This window comes from Mesorhizobium sp. NZP2234 (assembly GCF_013170765.1).
GTDB lineage: Bacteria > Pseudomonadota > Alphaproteobacteria > Rhizobiales > Rhizobiaceae > Mesorhizobium > Mesorhizobium loti_D.
In genome coordinates, this window is the sequence record NZ_CP033364.1 from 3,191,858 (window position 1) to 3,209,891 (window position 18,034).

An 18,034-nucleotide genomic window follows, 5' to 3' on the forward strand; every position below is an offset into this window, starting at 1 on the left:
CGATGGCAAAAAAGCGCGATTACAGCCTGGTCGGCGAAAGCACACGCAGGGCGATCGAGACCGGCCTGGCCTCGGCCGAGTGGTACCACACCGACGTGCCGCGCAAGGCGATGAAGGAACTGATGCAGCGCTCCGATGGCCCGGCGATCCGCGACACGGTGATCTGGCTCGCCGCGATCCTGGGTTCGGCCGCCGGCATCGTCTGGTTCTGGGGCACTTGGTGGGTGGTGCCGTTCCTGTTCGTCTATGGCGTGCTCTACGGCTCGTCGAGCGATTCGCGCTGGCACGAATGCGGCCACGGCACGGCCTTCCGCACGCGCTGGATGAACGATGTCGTCTACCACATCGCCTCCTTCATGCTGATGCGCAATCCCGTGCAATGGCGCTGGAGCCATGCCCGCCACCATACCGACACCATCATTGTCGGCCGCGACGCCGAGATCGCCGTGATGCGTCCGCCGGATTTGTTGAAGGCGGCGCTCGCCTTCACCGGCATTCTCGATTTCCGCTATTCGCTGCCGACGCTGGTGCGCCAGGCCTTCGGCACGCTGTCCGCGGAGGAGAAGAGCTACATCCCCGAAATGGAACAGCACAAGGCCGTGGTCGCCGCCCGATGGCACGTGGCCATATATCTCGCGACGATCGTTCTTGCGATCGCGCTGAGGTCATGGATACCGCTGGTGCTGATCGGCCTGCCGCGCCTTTACGGCACCTGGCACATGGTGACGACCGGCCTGCTGCAGCATATCGGCCTTGCCGACAATGTCGTCGACCACCGGCTCAACACGCGCACCGTCTACATGAACCCAATCAGCCGGTTCATCTACTGGAACATGAATTACCATGTCGAGCACCACATGTTCCCCATGGTGCCGTATCACGCGCTGCCCAGGCTGCACGAGCTGATCAAGCACGATCTGCCTGAGCCGAACCCGTCGATGTGGCATGCCTATCGCGAGGTCTGGCCGGTCCTGCTCAGGCAGCTGAAATACGAGGATTTCTACCTCAAGCGCGAATTGCCGCCGACGGCCAGGCCCTATCGCGGCGAGTTCCACGAGGTCGATATGTCGGCGGCCGCCGAATAACGATCGCGAGTGTTGGCAGGAGACTGAAAGATGGCCGATTGGGTTGAAGCGTGCGCGGTGGACGACGTCGAGGAGGAGGATGTCATCCGCTTCGACCATGGCGGCCGCACCTTCGCGGTCTACCGCTCGCCGGATGATCAGTTCTTCGCCACCGACGGCTATTGCACGCATGAGAAGGCGCATCTGGCCGACGGGCTGGTGATGGACGACATCATCGAATGCCCCAAGCATAATGGCCGCTTCAACTACAAGACCGGCCAGGCCAAGGGCGCGCCGGTCTGCGTCAATCTCGCGACCTATCCGGTGAAGGTCGAGGCCGGTAAGGTGATGATCCAGATTTGACGCGCGGCAACCGACCCAGCACGTGGCAAGCAACAGAGGGGATGTTTTAATGAGCCGAAAGAGACCGACCGTCGCCGATCTGCGCGCCATGAAGGGCAAGCGCCAACTGACCATGCTGCGGGTGCTGACGCTCGACGAGGCGGAGGCCGCCGAACGGGCAGGGGTCGACATCGTCTCGGTGCCGCCCGAACTGGTGCTTAACCCGCAATATCGCGATGCCGCGCCCAGCCTGTTCACCATGCCGGGCGAGAATTTCTTCGAGATCGGCACGGCGGATGATTTCCTGCGCTGGGCGTTCCGGCTCTACAAGGCCGGTGCCGACGCCGTCTATTGCAGCGCCGGCCATGCCACGATCAAACGGATGGCCGACGATGCCATTCCCGTCATCGGTCATGTCGGCCTCATTCCATCCCGCGCCACCTGGACCGGCGGCTTCAAGGCGGTCGGCAAGACCGCCGATACCGCTCTTCAGGTCTTCGAAGCGGTGAAGCAACTGGAGGCCGCCGGCGCCATCGGCGCGGAGATCGAGGTGGTGCCGGTGGAGGTTGCCAAGGCAATCTCGGAGCGGACCTCGCTGATCATGCTGTCGATGGGGGCGGGCACCGGCTGCGATGCGCAATATCTGTTCGCCGAGGATATCCTTGGCCAGAACCGGGGTCACATGCCGCGCCACTCCAAGGTCTATCGCAATTTCGCCGCCGAATATGACCGGCTGCAGGCTGAGCGGGTGGCGGCATTCTCCGAATATGTCGCCGACGTCAACAGTGGCGCCTATCCGGAGGACAGGCACATCGTGCACATGGACCCGGCCGAGCTCAGCCTGTTCATGAAAAAGGTAGACGCAAGGAGCTGATTATTCGGCTTCCTGGCTGACCATTGCCGCGCCTTGCCACGCTCCATCGGCGAGCATGGCGTGGAGCAGCTCGGCGTCGGTTCCCAGCGGCCGGTCGTCTTTCAGCATCGATACATGCGCGCGCACCGCCGCATAGATCGAGCCAGTGCGTGGCCCCAGCGTCGACCCTTCACGCAGGTCGACGGCCTGGGCGGCAGCCATCAGCTCGAAGGCTATCAGCCGCCGCCATAGCGCGATCATCCCGGCGCATTTCGCAACGGCGAGGGGGGACTGGGTCGCATGGTCCTCGACACCTTCCGATACCGGCAGGAAGTCGAGCATCACAGGATTGGCCTTGTGGCGAATGGCGGCCAGGATCGATGTCGCCGTCTTCTGCAGGGGCACGAAGCCGGCCGACGCGCCGCCGACCGGCGACAGATATTTCGCCAGGCCGTTGCGTCCCGAGCCGGTGAGCTGAATGAAGCGGGCGACGCTCGCGGCGGCGCATTGCGCGATCGCCAGGCTGAGTGTCTCGAAAGCGAGCGAAAGGGCGGCCGTGTGGAAATTGCCGGTCGACAGCACCAGTTCGTCATCGCCCAGCACCAGCGGGTTGTCGGCGGCGGCATTGAGCTCGATCTCGACGGCACGTTTAGCCTGGCCGATCGCCTCGATCAGCGCGCCGTGGATCGACGGCATGCAGCGGATCGACAGCGGATCCTGCAGGGTGGTCGGCGCCGGCGGCTCGTCGCGGGCCAGCAGATCATGCAATATCTTGGCGGCTTCCTGTTGGCCGGCCGCCGGGCGTGCCATGTGCAGGCGCGGATCGAGGATGGTGCGGTTGGCGCCAAAACCTTCCATGGTCAGCGCGCCGGCCTGCTGCTGCTGGGCAAGCGCCGACAGCGCGTCAGTTACCGCAAGCGCGCCGCAGCCGGAGGACACCGCCGATGCGTTGATCAGCGACAGCCCGTCCTTGGGTGCCAGGCTGATGGGCGCGAGGCGGCCCATCATCAGCGCCTTGGCCGCCGGCATGCGACGGCCCTGATAGTCGACTTCGCCTTCGCCGATCAGCACAAGGGCAAGCGCGGTCATCAGCACGAGGTCGCCGGCGCCGATCGAGCCGAGTGACGGCATGACCGGATGGACACCGGCATTGAGCACGTCGACCAGAGCGACGAAGACAGCGGGAGAGAGGCCGGAGCCGCCGGCCGACAGCATCGCCAGGCGAGCGACCATTGTTGCCCGCACCGCCTCAACCGGCAGCGCCTCTCCGACCGCGCCGCTGCGCCCTTCCAGCAATTGCCGCTGGAAGGCACTGGCGTCGCCCTCGACCGCCGTGCCGAGATTGGCGCCGAGCCCGGTGTTCAGCCCGTATATGGGCTGGCCGGAGGCAGCGGCCTGGTCGAGCACTTTGCGTGCCTTGTCCAGCCTGCCGAGGACATCGGGGCCGATCTCCACCTTGCGGGCTCCGCGGGCGACGGTGGCGATATCGCCGACACTTACGGCGGCTCCGGTGAGGACGAGCGCGCTCATGCGAAACGCAGCCTCTGGCCGATGCCTTTTTCTCCTGCCTTGGCCAGCATCGCCTTGCCGAGCGCAATGTCGGACAGCGACAGGCCGCGATGCCAGAACAGGATGGTCTCGTCGTCGCTTTGCCGGCCCGGCTTGAGGCCGGCGGCGATCTGGCCAAGCTCGGCATGCAGCGTCTTTTCACTCAGCCGTCCGGTCTCGACATGGGCGCGCAGCGAACCGAACTTGCCGCCCTTGCACTGGCCCCAGTCGTCGACCACCATCTTCTGCATGATGTCGGTCAGCGACAGCTCCACCGCGCTCATCGTGCCATAGGGTACGACCAGGGCGCCGGGCTTGATCCATTCGGTCTTGAGCAGCGGCTGAGGCTCCGGCAGCCGCGAGGCCTCGACAACGATGTCGGCGCCTTCGATGCAGCTCTTCCAGTCGGCGACCGCCGTCACTTTCTTGCCGAGGTCGCCGGAGAGCTTGGCGGCAAAGCCGTCCCGGCTTTCCGGGCGGCGCGAATGGACGCGGATCTCGTCGAAGTCGAAGAGATGGTCAAGCAGGCGCACGTTCCAATAGGCGGTGCCGCGCGCGCCGATATGGGCGAGCACCTTGGAGTTCTTGCGTGCCAGATGCTTCGCGCCGATCGCTGTGACGGCGCCGGTGCGCATGTCGGTGATGACGGTGGCATCGAGGATGGCACGCGGCGTGCCGGTGCGCGGATCGAACAGGTTCAGAATGCCGAATTCAGAGGGCAGGCCATGCAGATAGTTGTCGACGTAGTCGCCGACGATCTTCACGCCCGCCGCGTCGAGTGGCGCCACATAGCCGCGCAGCACATTGAAATGGCCGTGGAAGGATGGGTCCGGTTCCAGGTGAACACGCGGTTCGATCACGGTCTGGCCCTTGCCCTGAGCGACCAGACCGGCCTCGACGGCGGCAATGATTTCGCCGTCGGTCATGGCAAGCGCATCGATGTCTAGAGCATTGAGATAGTCGATGTAGATGGGCTTCATTTATGCGCGCCCTTTCCTCGGTCGCCCCGCCCATCCCATAGCAGGCCGCGAGGCGACACGAAAGTTTGTTGCGCTGGCTATGGACGCAGTCGGCCAAATGCTGTTCAACCCGGTTCCGACATGACTGCCATTCCCGAAACTGAAGCCTTGCCGGCAACGGCCACCAGTGCGCGGCGCGTGGCGCTGATCGTCGCCATCGCCTTCTTCATGCAATTGCTGGATTCGACGATCATCTCGACCTCGTTGCCGCAGATGGGTGCCTCCTTCGGTGTGCCGGCGGTGGCGATGAGCATCGGCATCACGGTCTACATGCTGACCATGGCTGTTTTCGTGCCGCTGTCCGGCTGGCTTGCCGACCGGTTCGGCGCGCGCAACATTTTTCTCGTGGCGATCGCGCTGTTCACGCTGGCCTCGCTTGCCTGCGGCTTTTCGGAAAACCTGCCCCAATTTGTCGCTGCTCGCGCCGTGCAGGGGCTGGGCAGCGCGCTGATGACGCCGGTCGGCCGCATTCTTGTCCTGCGCAATGCGTCGAAGTCCGAGCTGCTCAACGCCACCGCGCTGATCACCTGGCCGGCGCTGTTCGCGCCCGTGGTCGGGCCGGTGCTCGGCGGCTTCATCACCACCTACCTGTCCTGGCACTGGAATTTCTTCATCAACGTGCCGCTTGGGCTGATCGGGCTGGCGCTGGTCGCCCGCTTCATTCCGGGCGACCGGGAAGCCGATCCCAAGCCGCTCGACTGGCCGGGGTTTTTCCTGACGTCGCTCGGGCTCGCCTGCCTGCTCTACGGCCTCGAGCGCATCGCGCATCCCGAGGACGGCCCGCGGCCGACGGTGCTGCTGATCGCGGCGGGCATCGTCATCGGCTGGCTGGCGGTGCGGCATCTGCGGCGCGCGACTCATCCGCTGCTCGATCTCTCCTCGTTCAAGGTGCTGACCTTCGCCATCTCGACACTCGCCGCGGGCACCATATTCCGGATGGCGATCAACGCCACGCCGTTCCTGCTGCCGCTTTTGTTCCAGGTTGGCTTCGGCCTCTCGCCCGTCGATGCCGGCTTGATGATCCTGGCCTATTTCCTCGGCAATCTCGGCATGAAGACGATAACGACGCCAACGCTGCGGCGTTTCGGTTTCCGCCCGGTGATGGTCGTCAACGGCATCATCGCCTCGGCCTCGATCATGGCTTGCGGAGCGATCTCGCCGCAGACGCCGCAGGCGCTGGTCGTGGTCCTGATGCTGATCGCCGGCCTGTCGCGGTCGATGCAGTTCACCGCGCTCAACACCCTGGCCTTCGCCGATATCGATGCGGCGCAGCGCAGTTCGGCGGCGACGCTGTCGTCCATGCTGCAGCAGGTGGCGATGCTGTTCGGCGTCGCGGTGGCGGCGGCGATCCTGAACCTGTCGCAGATCGCCAGGGACCGGCCGGCGCTCGATCTCGTCGATTTTCGAATCGCCTTCCTGGCGATCGGTGTCATCGGCCTGGTCGCGGCATTGCGTTTTCTCGTGCTGCCGCCCGCCGCGGGAGCCGAGGTTTCCGGCCACGCGCCGGCGAAATGAACTCCAATTTTTCGCCCGATGCGGAGATAAATTCCGCCCCATCCCTTCGCCTTGATACAGCGCTTTCGTAAATGACGGCGATGGCGCAATCGGTTGCCAAAAATGCAGGAGTTTCCGCGCATTGCGCCAGTTTCGGCAATCAATGTGTCCACCCGGTGAATATCGACATCCGCCGGTGTTCCAAGCGCGGATTCATTTGACGAACCGGCGCTGAGCCGATTAGCTTTTGCTTTCGGGATGGCAGCGCTGCCATCGGGGCAAATGCAGACATGAACACGACCGGCTGGCTAAATCCCAGGAGCCTGAATCAGGAAGGCATTGTCTTTGCCATTGCCGTGGTGCTGTTCGTTGCGGCGGCAATGGGGCTGCCGGGCTTTATCGATCCCAACAACCTCGTCGCCATTGTCCGCTCGGTGTCGGTGCTGGGCATATTGGCGCTCGGCATGGCTGTCGTCATCATCGGCCGCGGTATCGACCTGTCCGCGGTGGCGATCATGGCGATGTCGGTCGCCTGGTATCTGCAACTGCTCAACACGGGGACGTCGGACGGGCTGGCCTTCGCCTATGTGCTGGCCGGCGTGCTCGCCATCGGGCTGCTCAACGGCTTTCTCGTCGCCTATGCCGACGTGCCGGCGATTTTCGTGACGCTGGCCACCGGCTCCTTCGTCTTCGGCTATGTGCGCTCGCAACTGATCACGCAGGATGCGGTGCCGGTGCCGCAGGGGCATTGGGTCGAACTGCTCGGCGGCCTGCGCTTCCTCGATATCCCGATCGAGGTGTTCGTCTTCGCGGGCCTCGCCTTCCTGTTCTTCCTCTTCCTGCGTTACACCAAATGGGGGCGCTACATCTATTTTGCCGGCGACAACCCGGTCGCGGCCCGCAACATCGGCATCCCGGTGCGGCCGATGCTGGTGCTGCGCTACGTGCTGTCTGCCTTCGTTGCCCTGATCGCCGGCCTGCTGACGGCGGCCAGCCTGCATTCGATCAACACGCGTGTCGTCAATTCGACGCTGCTCTACGACATCGTGCTGGTGGCTGTGATCGGCGGGATCGGCCTCTCGGGCGGGCGGGGCGGGGTGCGCAACGTGCTGGTTGGAGCGGCGCTGATCGGCATCCTTCTCAACGCCATGACCATCATCGACATTCCGCTGCTCTACCAGAACCTGATCAAGGCAGCGATCCTGCTCGGCGCCATCATCGTCGACGGCATCATCAATCCACGCGACGAACAGACCGCGCAACAAGGCGACATTTAGGGGTACCCGGAACGATCGCGACGATCGGCCGGCAATGACAGTCGAAACAGAGGACGTGACATGAAACTGATCAGAACACTGATGGCCGCCGCCACGGCGCTGGCCGTTACCGCCTTCGTGGCGCCGACCTTCGCCGCCGATGATCCGGGTCCGGCCGCTTATGCGCAGGCGCTCAAGGGCAAGCGCGTCATGCTGGTGCCGCTGGCGATGGGCTTCGACCTGGCGCAGGGCTGGGCGCATTACCTAAAGAAGGAAGTCGAGGCCTGGGGCGGCGTGTTCGAGACGCGCGATCCGAACTGGGTGGTCGATGCGGGCGCGCAGGCGATCACCGACGCGATCTCGTCCGACACCAGGCCCGACGTGCTGATCATCCATGCACCGGACCTCAACTCCTATTCCAAGCTGATGAAGAAGGCGCAGGCCGCCGGCACCTATGTGCTTCTGGTCGACAACCCCGCCAACTTCCCGGCCGATGCCTTCGTCGGCAGCGACTGGGACCGGCTCGGCCAGCTCGAGGCCGAAGCGGCGATCAAGGGCTGCGGCGAAAACTCGTCGAAGAAGATCGGACTTGTGCAGGGCGACCAGGCGAACTCTTCCAGCCTCTATCAGTATGCCGGCATCATGAAGGTGCTGGACAAGCATCCTGACTTCAAGGTGGTGGCCAAGCCCGACTCCAACTGGGACGCGACGACCTCGCGCAACGTGACGACGACGATGCTGCAGCAGAACCCGGACATCTGCTCGATCATCGATTTCTGGGACGGTGACGCCACCGGCGCATCGGCCGCGATCCGAGACGCCAAGCTCGACGGCAAGGTGTTCCTCGTCACCACCGGCGGCGGCGAGAAGGCGGCCGATTGCGACAAGCTGCAGGACGGCACCTATGGCGCCGTGGTGATGACCGATCTCGCCCGCCAGTCGGGCGACATGAACGCCATCATCAAGTTCCTGCTGCAGAGCGGCCAGCCGGCCGGCACCTCCCACACCTATATCTATACGCTCGAGAAGGCGACGACCAAGGCCGATCTCAAGCCCGACAGCTGCTGGGACCTGAAGGCGCTGCAGGCCGAAGCGGCGGCGAAATAAACCGCACGTTCCCGACAGATATCAATGAGGTGGCCGGATTGCCCGGCCACCTCTTTCTCGTACCGCAGTGAGCCGATGTCCTTTCGCGAACGCCTTCAGTCCTGGCGCTACAATCTCGTGCCCGACCATCTGGTCGGCGAGATCCTGACCAAACGCTGGACCGACAATGCCATTCCGTTCCTGGCGCTGGTGGCAACGCTCGGCGTGTTCGGCTCGATCATTCCGGGTTTCTTCAAACTGACGTCGCTGCAGGAATCGACCCGCCAGCTCGGCGAATTCTCCATGGTGGTCACCGGCATGACGGTGGTGATGCTGGGCGGCGGCATCGATCTCTCGGTCGGCTCGATCTTCGCGCTGTCCTGCTTCTCGGCTGTCTACGTGTTCTTCATCCTCGAACAGTCGATCTGGCTGGCGCTGGCCGCTTCGCTCGCCACCGGGCTCGTCTTCGGCGCCATCAACGGCTACCTCGTCGGATATCTCAGGCTTCGCGCCTTCCTCACCACGCTGGTCACCTTCATCTTCGGTCGGGCATTGTTCGACATCCTCGTCACCACCTACGCCGCCGACGTGCAGCTTTCGACCGCCACGTCGGATGTGCTGGATTTCATCGGCGACAGCACCTTCTGGGGCCTCTCGGTCTCGGTCTGGCTGGCGATCATCCTCGCTGTCGTCACCCATATCGCGCTGACGCGCTCGCGGCCGGGATGGCATGTGCTGGCGGTCGGCGGCTCCCGGCGCTCGGCGCACAATGCCGGCATCCGCGTGCGCCGCACCGTGTTCATGACCTATGTCTTCTCGGGCTTCTGCGCCTCGATCGGCGGTTTCCTCATTGCCTGCCGCTTGAGCGGTGCAGGGCCGGGCACCGGCCTCAACCTCGAGATCATGGCGCTGACGGCGGCGGTGGTCGGCGGCGTCAGCCTCGGCGGCGGGCGCGGCTCGGTGATCAAGGGACTGATGGGCGCCATCATCGTCTTGACCATGACCAACGGCTTGATCCGGCTGGGCTACGGCACAGGCACCAACCAGATGGTGCTCGGCATCATGCTGGCGGTGGCGGTGACCATCGACATCCGCTGGCTGAAGAACCGCCACAAGGTGCTCAACGAAGTCTATGTCGCGCCGGTCTATCTCAAGATGGGCGAGACACAGTCCGCGGTGCCGGGCTCCGGCACGCCTTACGAGCTCGACAACCGTCTGTCCGCGGCCGACCATATCGGGCTCGGTGAGCTGGAAGGGCCCGAGGATGTCATCCTCGACCGTGACGACAATCTCTATTGCGGCACCCGCCATGGCGAGATCGTCCGCTTCTTCGCGCCGGACTACGTCAAGTCGGAAGTGTTTGCCCATATTGGCGGCTTTCCGCTGGGGCTCGCCTTCGACAAGTCGGGCAACCTGATCAGCTGCGTCGGTGCCATGGGGCTCTATTCCGTTTCGCCGCAGCGCGAGGTGAAACGCCTTTCGGCCGAGACGTCACGCTCCTGGACCTCGATCGTCGACGATGCACGGCTGCGCGATCCCAATGATTGCGACATCGCGTCGGATGGGCGCATCTATTTCACGGATTCAACGAAGCGCTACGACGCGCATGACTGGGCGCTGGACTCGATCGAGAACCGCGCCACCGGGCGCCTGCTGGTCTACGACCCGAAGGACGGTTCGACGAAAACGCTGCTCGACGGCTATCGCTACACCAATGGTGTGTGCATGGCTCATGACGGCAAGTCGCTGTTCTTCGCCGAAAGCTGGGCCTGCCGCGTGCATCGCTATTGGCTGGAAGGGCCGAAGGCCGGCACCGCCGAATGCGTCATCCGCGACATGCCGGGCTATCCCGACAACATCAACCGGGCGTCGGACGGCAATTACTGGATGGCGTGGCTGGGCATGCGCACGCCAAGCTTCGACCTGTCGCTGCGCCATCCCGACATGCGCAAGCGCATGACGCGGCGGCTGCCGCAGGACGAGTGGCTGTTCCCCAACATCAACACCGGCGGCGTGGTGAAATTCAACGAGAAGGGCGGGATCGTGGAGGCACTCGGCGACCTCACCGGCGATGCGCATCCGATGGTCACCTCGATGCGCGAGCACAAGGGATATCTTTTCGTCGGCGGCATCCTCAACAACCGCATCGGCCGCTACAGGATTTCGGGTGCCGACCCGAACTGGACCAGCCCCGCTTCCTATTGGGGAGCAAAGCCATGATCCTCGATCCGATCCTGGATATGTTTCGCGGCAAGGCGGTCACCATCCCGCCGCTGGACGGCGCCTTCCGGCCCAACACGCGGCTCGATGACGCGCCTGCGTTTGCCGAACTGACCGAGCCGGACAATCTGCTGGCCTCCGGTGAGAGGTTGCTCGCCTCAAGCGGCAACGCCGTCTGTTCGCTTGGCGCCGGAGGCGAGCCCAGGGTTGTCGAGACCTTTGCGTCCCCCGTTTCGGCACTGGCGCTGTCGCCATCGGGTGAGCTGACGGTGGCTCTCGAAAGCGGCAAGCTGCTGATATCGGGCAAGGATGTTTCGCTGCCGACGGATGTGCGTTGCGTCACGGCACTTGCCTATGCCGATGACGGCACGCTCTGGCTGGCCAATGGCTCGGCCGAGCACACGCCATCGCAATGGGCCGCCGACCTGATGAGGAAGGGCGCGTCCGGTTCGCTGTGGCGATGTGGCCCGGGAGCGATCGGCTTCCAGAAAGTTGCCGGCGACATCGCGTTCCCCAACGGTCTGCATCCGGCGGGCGAGGGCGTTCTGGTGAGCGAAAGCTGGCGCCACCAGCTCATCCGTTTCAGCAGCGCGACAGGCAATCGTTCGACGGTGCTGACACATCTGCCCGGCTATCCCGCGCGACTCGCGCCGGCGCGCGATGGCGGGGCGTGGCTGACCTTGTTCGCGCCGCGCAACCGGCTGATCGAGTTCGTCTTGCAGGAGACGCATTACCGGCAGGACATGATCGACCAGGTCCCGCCGGCCTACTGGATCGCGCCGGCGCTGGCCTCCAACCGCAGCTTCCTCGAACCACTGCAATGCGGCGGCATCCGCACCATGGGCATCCACAAGCCATGGTCGCCGAGCCGCTCCTACGGGCTGGTGGTCAGACTGGATCAGAACATGCAGCCGCAGTTCAGCCTGCACAGCCGCGCCAATGGCACGCGCCACGGCATCTGCAGCGTGGTGGAAAAGGACGGCAAGTTGTTCATCGCCTCCAGGGGCGGCGACTGTGTGCTTGCCGTCGATACGGGAGGTTTCTGATGGAACCGATCGTTCGCCTGGAGAATGTCACCAAGAATTATCGCGGCGTGCCGGCGGTGAAAAATGTCAGCTTCGACCTGCGCAAGGGCGAGATCCACGCGCTGCTCGGCGAGAATGGTGCCGGGAAATCGACGCTGACCAAGATCATCGCCGGCGTCGTCGACGCCACCTCCGGCAAGATGTTCCACAAGGGGCGCGAGATCGCCTACGCCTCGCCGCATGCGGCACTCGAGGCCGGTATCGCCATGGTGTTCCAGGAGACCAGCCTGGTGCCGTCGATGACGGTGGCGCAAAATCTTTATCTCGGTACTGAAAAATTCCTCAACCGGCTGCGCGGCACGTATATTTCAGCACAACAGTTCCTGCAGTCGCTGAATTTCCCGGTCGATCCGAACGCGATGGTGGCGACGCTGGGCGCGGCCAAGAGGCAAATGGTGGAGATCGCGCGTGCAGTGCACCACAATGCCGAGATCATCATCTTCGACGAGCCGACGGCGACGCTGACGCCGGAGGAGAAGCGGCATTTCTTCGCGCTGATCCGCCGATTGAAAGCGAATGGGGTCTCGATCGTCTTCATCAGCCATGCCCTGGAAGAGGCGCTTGCCATCGCCGACCGCATCACCATTTTGCGCGACGGCGAACTGGTCGTCACCGACGATACTTCCGCCTTCGACCGCGACAAGATCGTTGCCGCCATGGTCGGGCGCAGCTTGTCGGGCCAGATCTACCGACAGCGCGACGAAGCCAGGCTGCGCAAGGCGGGCAAGAAGGTGCTGTCGGTGCAGGACATTTCGATGAGCAATGTCGTGCGCAACAATTCCTTCTCGATCTTCGAGGGCCAGATCACCGGTGTGTTCGGTCTCATCGGCTCCGGCCGCACCGAGACCTTCAAGATCGTGTCCGGTATCTACAAGCGGGATTTCTTGCGGGGTGGGGCGATCGAGCTCGATGACAGACCGGTGCGCTACCTCGTGCCGAGCGAGGCGGTGGCCGACGGCATCGTCTATGTCACCGAGGACCGCAAGAGCGAGGGCATTTTCGAGACGATGGGCATCGCCGAGAACCTTTTCGGCGGGCTGCTGGCGGCGGGCCGCGAAAAGGCCTGGGTGATCAATGCGCAGGAGATGCGGCAGCTGTCGGCGGAATGGACGAAGACGCTGAACATCAAGGCGATCAACGACAATGCGCGCGTGGTCGAGCTTTCCGGCGGCAACCAGCAGAAGGTGGTGATCGGCAAGGGGCTGGTGCAAAAGCCGCGCATTGTCATCTTCGACGAGCCGACGCGGGGCGTCGATGTCGGCGCCATCGCCGAGATCCACCAGATCATCAACCGGCTGGCCGACGAGGGACTGGCCGTCGTGGTGATCTCGTCCTACCTGCCGGAGATCATGAACCTGTCCGACCGGATCTTGGTCTGCCGCCAGGGCCGTATCGTCGAGGAGTTTTCGCCGGCGGAGGCGACGGAGGAGAAGATCATGTACGCGGCGGTGCATTAGGGTTCTGGCTGGTGTGTGCGTCGACAATTGGCCGAGGCGTCTCTCCCTTCGTCATCCACGGGCGACGCTGGGTTGCTCTGCCAACCTCGGCGTCCGTGCTGTTCCGAGCCAAAAACTGAATCGGACAAACCGGTTAGCCGTCTATGCGCATCACTTGATTCAACGACCTAATTCATCGATCGAAACGGAAGGACCACACCATGGCCACCACAAGACTCCTCAGCGATGCCGAGGTCGAAAAAATCCCTGATGTGAAGGCCGTGTTCGACGATATCCGGGCGACGCGCAAATCCGACTTCGTCAACAATTTCTGGCGTGGGCTGGCCAATGATCCGGTGTCGCTGAAGCGGGTTTGGGAGCAGCTCAAGGTGGTGATGGTGGCCGACAGCGCCATCGATCCACTGACCAAGGAGATGATCTATATCGCCGTCTCGACCGCCAATGGCTGCTCCTACTGCGTCCATTCGCACACGGCGGCGGCGCGGGCCAAGGGGATGACCGATGCGCAGCATGGCGAGCTGGTGTCGATCATCGGGCTGGCGGGGCAGACCAACCATCTGGTCACGGCGATGCAGATCCCGGTCGACCCGCAATTCGAGGTGAGGTGAGCGTGATTTCCCGCCGCGCCGCCGCAAGATCGTGAGCGCGGCTATTCTGTAGCCTAGCAGTGGCAAGTGGCTGAAATCCGGTCGCTTTCCACGCTGCGCCGGTTGCCGCCGGCTACCCTTCGCCAGCCGCTGCCCGCAATTGCGCGGTTTATCCCAGCGGCTGTTAAGGAAGTGACATGGAACGGCACTAAGGAAGCCCCATGCGATGCCGCTCGCCGGGGGGCTCGGCTCGCATGCTGGAGCCGACATGAAAATCGTTCAGATCACAGACACCCATTTCAGCCCGACCAAACCGCACTTCAACGGCAATTGGCAGCCGCTGGCCGCCTGGATCGAGCAGAGCGGCGCCGACCTTGTCATCCACACGGGCGACCTCAGCGTCGACGGTGCCGACCGGGACGACGACATCGCCTTCTGCATGGATCTGATGCGGGAGATCCCGAAGCCGATGCTGCTGGTGCCCGGCAATCACGATGTCGGCCATCTGCCCGGCTCGCTGCAGCCGGTCAATGCCGGACGCCTCGAGCGCTGGCGCCGGCTGGTTGGCCCCGACTACTGGATGGAGGACACCGGCACCTGGCGTCTCATCGGGCTCGACAGCCTGCTGATGGGTTTTGACGATGCCGAGGAAGAGGCGCAGTTCGAATGGCTGCGGACCGCACTGGAAAGCCGCGCCGGCCGGCGCGTCGCGCTCTTTGCCCACAAGCCGCTCTTCATCGACGAGCCCGGCGAGGGCGACACGGGTTACTGGAGTGTCAGGCCGGCGCAGCGGCAGCGTCTTTATGACCTGATCGGCGCCCACGATGTCGCGCTGTTCGCCAGTGGTCACCTGCACCGGGCATGGCAGGGCGAATATGAAAACACGTCGCTTGTATGGGGTCCGTCGGCGGCCTTCGTCGTCGGCGACATGGAGCGTGATATGCCGGGCGAGCGGCTGCTTGGCGCCGTTGTGCATCAATTCGGCGACACGGTCGCCAGCGAGATCGTCGCCATCCCGGGCATGACGGCCCATGTCCTGGATGACGTAGTCGAGGAGGTCTATCCGCACGAGGCGCACAAGGTTCGCAAGAAGGTCGCGTCATGAGCGCGCTTTCGCTTCGCGGCGTCAAAAAGTCGTTTGGCGGCAATGCCATTCTGAACGGCATCAGCCTTGATGTGGAGCCCGGCGAGTTCATCGCGCTTGTCGGTCCCTCCGGATGCGGCAAGAGCACCTTGCTGCGCATCCTGGCGGGGCTCGACCATGCGGACAGCGGCGAGATCTTCGTCGGCGACAGGGACATGTCGCCGGTTGCCGCGGCCGACCGCAACATCGCCATGGTGTTCCAGTCCTACGCGCTCTATCCGCATCTGACGGCCGGCCAGAATATCGCCGTGCCGCTTGCCATGAAGCGGCTGAGCCGGTCGCAGCGCCTGCCGCTCGTTGGCTCGCTGCTGCCCGGCCAGAAAGAGATCCGCACCGGCATTGCGCGCGATGTGCGCGAGATGGCGGGTCTGCTGAAGATCGATCATCTGCTTGACCGCAAGCCGGGGCAGATGTCCGGCGGCCAGCGGCAGCGTGTCGCCTTGGCGCGTGCGATGGTGCGCCATCCCAGCATCTTCCTGATGGACGAGCCGCTCTCCAATCTCGATGCCAATCTGCGCGTCCATGCCCGCGGCGAGATCGTCGAACTGCACCGCCGCGCCGGCGTGCCGACGCTCTATGTGACGCACGACCAGGCCGAGGCGCTTTCGATGGCTGACCGTGTGGCGGTGATGATCGGCGGCAATCTGCTGCAACTCGCCGCGCCCGACGTGATCTACAACGATCCCGCCCATATCGAGGTCGCGCGCTTCGTCGGCCAACCGAGGATCAACATCATCCAAGCACAGGCCGAAAGCGGCCGTGTCGGCTTCGAGGGCATCCGGCTGGCCCTGCTGGAAAAGGTTGCGACCGGGCCGGTCAGTCTCGGCATCCGGCCCGAATTCGTAAGACTTTCCCCCAGCGGCAGGAGCGGCCTTGCCGGACGGATCGAGCGCCTCGAATTCCTCGGCTCGGAAGTCATTGCCCATTGCCGCCTCGACGCCTCCGGCGACATCATCGTCGCCAAGCTGGCGCCGCACGAGGCGAGGGACCTGATTGCCGGAATGAAGGTGGGCATCCTTCTGGCCCCTGAACAGGCGATGGTCTTCGGGCCGGAGGGAAAGCGGCTGCGCATCGCGGCGGGCGCGCGGCAGGAGCCGGCCTATGTCTAGCGTTGCGCTGGCCGGCAATGTCCGGAGCGCGGCGGCGCTGCGCGCGCGCAGCGAGGACCGGACCGCCTGGCTGCTGGCGGCGCCGGCCATCGTGCTGTTGCTGCTGTTCGTGCTGTTGCCGGTGGCTGCCGTCATCTTTCTCGGCTTCACCGATTTCGAGCTCGGCTACGGCAAGTTCCGCTTCGTCGGCTTCGAGAATTACGCACATCTCCTGAACGACCGCACCTTCCGCCGGTCGTTGTGGAACACCTCGGTCTATACGGCCATTGTCGCGCCGGTCTCGATCGTGCTTGGCCTGGGCGTTGCCCTGCTGATCGAAGGCGAGGGCCGGGCGCGCGGCTTTTTCCGCACCGTCTATTTCCTGCCGGTCGCCTCGCTGATCGTCGCCATGGCGACCGTCTGGCAATACATCTTCCACCCGACGATCGGGCCGCTCAACGCGCTGCTTTCGCTAGCCGGCATTCCCGGCCCGAACTGGCTCGGCGCGTCGAACACCGTGCTTTACAGCCTGTCGATCATCGGCATCTGGCAGTCGGTCGGCTTCAACATGGTGCTGTTCCTGGCGGGCCTGACGGCGATCCCGCGCGAACTCTATGCCGCCGCTTACGTCGACGGCGCGAAATCGGCGCTCGACCGGTTCTTCCTCGTCACCTGGCCGATGCTCGGGCCGACGACGCTGTTCGTCGTCACCATCAGCATCACCAATGCGGTGAAGGTTTTCGAAACGGTGAAGATGCTGACCGATGGCGGCCCCAACAAGGCCTCCGAAGTGCTGCTTTTCACTATTTACCAGGAAGGTTTCGTCTATCTGCGCGTCGGCTACGCCTCGGCGATGACGGTCGTCTTCCTCGCGATCCTGGTCGTGCTGATGCTGCTGCAATACCGCGTCCTCGACCGGCGGGTGCACTACACATGAGCAGCGTTCCGGCCGGCCGCGTCATCCGCTTCGCGCTGCTTTCGCTCGGCGCGCTGATGATCCTTGCGCCCTACATCTTCATGATCTCGACAGCGGGCAAGACGCAGAGCGATATCTTCACCTCGTCGCTGTCGCTCGTTCCGCGGCATTTCTACTTCGCCGAGAATTTCGCCAAGGCGTTTGCCAAGGTGCCGATGGCGACACTGCTGTGGAACGGCGTTGTCGTGTGCGGCCTGATCTTCTTCTTCCAGGTCGTGGTGGCGATTCCGTGCGCCTATGCGATGGCCAAGCTGAAGTTCCGGGCCGCGCGGCTGATGATGGTGCTGGTCATGCTCGGCCTGCTGGTCCCGATCCACGCGACGGCGCTGCCGCTCTATGTCACCTTCGACAGGATGTCGCTGCTCAACAGCTACACCTCGCTGGTCGCGCCTTTCACCATATCGGTGTTCGCGATCTTCATGTTCCTGCAGTTCTTCCGCGCCATGCCCGACGACCTGCTGCACGCGGCACGGCTCGACGGCATGTCCGAACTCGGCATCGTCGCCCGCGTCATCGTCCCCAATGCGTGGCCGGCGGTCACGGCCTTTGCGATCTTTTCCGTCGTCGCGCACTGGAACGATCTCTACTGGCCGCTGATCGTCGTCAGCAAGCAGGCTTACGCCACACCGCCGCTCGGCCTGATGTATTTCCGCGCCGCCGAGGCCGGCGACGACTACGGCGCGCTGATGGCCGCCACGCTGATCATCACCCTTCCTCTCGTCGCCGCCTTCCTGCTGGCGCAGAAGCGTTTCGTCGAGGGCATCACCATGACCGGTCTCAAAGGCTGAGCTTGCCAACAACTGACTGGGCCAACA

General features: G+C 64.0%; 16 protein-coding genes. 14 read left to right on the forward strand and 2 right to left on the reverse strand.

Going from position 1 to position 18,034, the window contains the following annotated elements:
- The first annotated feature begins 2 nt into the window (after positions 1-2).
- Genes EB230_RS15760 through EB230_RS15770 form a run of 3 tightly spaced genes read left to right on the forward strand, consistent with a single transcriptional unit; the run spans position 3 to position 2,280 of the window.
- Positions 3-1,085, forward strand: coding sequence for a fatty acid desaturase family protein (locus EB230_RS15760; protein WP_056572152.1), 1,083 nt, complete (start codon positions 3-5; stop codon positions 1,083-1,085).
- Positions 1,086-1,115: 30 nt separating this feature from the next.
- Complete coding sequence (locus EB230_RS15765) at positions 1,116-1,427, forward strand: MocE family 2Fe-2S type ferredoxin (RefSeq protein WP_172373140.1); 312 nt, start codon at positions 1,116-1,118, stop codon at positions 1,425-1,427.
- Positions 1,428-1,476: 49 nt separating this feature from the next.
- Positions 1,477-2,280, forward strand: coding sequence for a 3-methyl-2-oxobutanoate hydroxymethyltransferase (locus EB230_RS15770; RefSeq protein WP_056571743.1), 804 nt, complete (start codon positions 1,477-1,479; stop codon positions 2,278-2,280).
- Here the strand turns inward: EB230_RS15770 and hutH are convergent, their stop codons facing one another.
- The gene (gene hutH / locus EB230_RS15775; RefSeq protein ID WP_172373141.1) at positions 2,281-3,789 is read right to left on the reverse strand and encodes a histidine ammonia-lyase; all 1,509 of its coding nucleotides are present in this window, start codon (positions 3,787-3,789) and stop codon (positions 2,281-2,283) included. It lies immediately after the preceding gene.
- A complete protein-coding gene (locus EB230_RS15780; RefSeq protein WP_065005347.1) occupies positions 3,786-4,787 on the reverse strand; it encodes an ornithine cyclodeaminase family protein in 1,002 nt (333 codons plus the stop codon). Before EB230_RS15780 ends, hutH begins: the two co-directional genes overlap by 4 nt.
- A 120-nt stretch (positions 4,788-4,907) precedes the next feature.
- Between EB230_RS15780 and EB230_RS15785 the strand changes: the two genes are divergently transcribed.
- The 11 genes from EB230_RS15785 to EB230_RS15835 all read left to right on the forward strand — a co-directional run bounded on the left by EB230_RS15785 (position 4,908) and on the right by EB230_RS15835 (position 18,007).
- Complete coding sequence (locus tag EB230_RS15785) at positions 4,908-6,341, forward strand: DHA2 family efflux MFS transporter permease subunit (protein ID WP_172373142.1); 1,434 nt, start codon at positions 4,908-4,910, stop codon at positions 6,339-6,341.
- Positions 6,342-6,610: 269 nt separating this feature from the next.
- The gene (locus EB230_RS15790; RefSeq protein ID WP_065005348.1) at positions 6,611-7,597 is read left to right on the forward strand and encodes an ABC transporter permease; all 987 of its coding nucleotides are present in this window, start codon (positions 6,611-6,613) and stop codon (positions 7,595-7,597) included.
- A 60-nt stretch (positions 7,598-7,657) separates the two neighbouring features.
- Entirely contained in the window at positions 7,658-8,683 is a 1,026-nt protein-coding gene (locus EB230_RS15795; protein WP_056571758.1) for a sugar ABC transporter substrate-binding protein, read from the forward strand.
- A 75-nt stretch (positions 8,684-8,758) separates the two neighbouring features.
- The gene (locus EB230_RS15800) at positions 8,759-10,882 is read left to right on the forward strand and encodes an SMP-30/gluconolactonase/LRE family protein (protein WP_172373143.1); all 2,124 of its coding nucleotides are present in this window, start codon (positions 8,759-8,761) and stop codon (positions 10,880-10,882) included.
- Complete coding sequence (locus EB230_RS15805) at positions 10,879-11,928, forward strand: hypothetical protein (protein WP_172373144.1); 1,050 nt, start codon at positions 10,879-10,881, stop codon at positions 11,926-11,928. The genes EB230_RS15800 and EB230_RS15805 overlap by 4 nt, the downstream gene beginning before the upstream one ends.
- A complete protein-coding gene (locus EB230_RS15810) occupies positions 11,928-13,424 on the forward strand; it encodes a sugar ABC transporter ATP-binding protein (RefSeq protein WP_172373145.1) in 1,497 nt (498 codons plus the stop codon). The genes EB230_RS15805 and EB230_RS15810 overlap by 1 nt, the downstream gene beginning before the upstream one ends.
- A 200-nt stretch (positions 13,425-13,624) precedes the next feature.
- Positions 13,625-14,032, forward strand: coding sequence for a carboxymuconolactone decarboxylase family protein (locus EB230_RS15815; RefSeq protein WP_056571771.1), 408 nt, complete (start codon positions 13,625-13,627; stop codon positions 14,030-14,032).
- A 247-nt stretch (positions 14,033-14,279) separates the two neighbouring features.
- Positions 14,280-15,116: a metallophosphoesterase gene (locus tag EB230_RS15820; RefSeq protein WP_172373146.1), complete on the forward strand. Its 837-nt coding sequence runs from the start codon at positions 14,280-14,282 to the stop codon at positions 15,114-15,116.
- Positions 15,113-16,264, forward strand: a complete 1,152-nt coding sequence (locus tag EB230_RS15825) for an ABC transporter ATP-binding protein (RefSeq protein WP_172373148.1) — start codon at positions 15,113-15,115, stop codon at positions 16,262-16,264. Before EB230_RS15820 ends, EB230_RS15825 begins: the two co-directional genes overlap by 4 nt.
- A complete protein-coding gene (locus EB230_RS15830) occupies positions 16,257-17,180 on the forward strand; it encodes a sugar ABC transporter permease (RefSeq protein WP_172373150.1) in 924 nt (307 codons plus the stop codon). The genes EB230_RS15825 and EB230_RS15830 overlap by 8 nt, the downstream gene beginning before the upstream one ends.
- A complete protein-coding gene (locus tag EB230_RS15835) occupies positions 17,177-18,007 on the forward strand; it encodes a carbohydrate ABC transporter permease (protein WP_172373159.1) in 831 nt (276 codons plus the stop codon). The genes EB230_RS15830 and EB230_RS15835 overlap by 4 nt, the downstream gene beginning before the upstream one ends.
- Positions 18,008-18,034 lie beyond the last annotated feature (27 nt).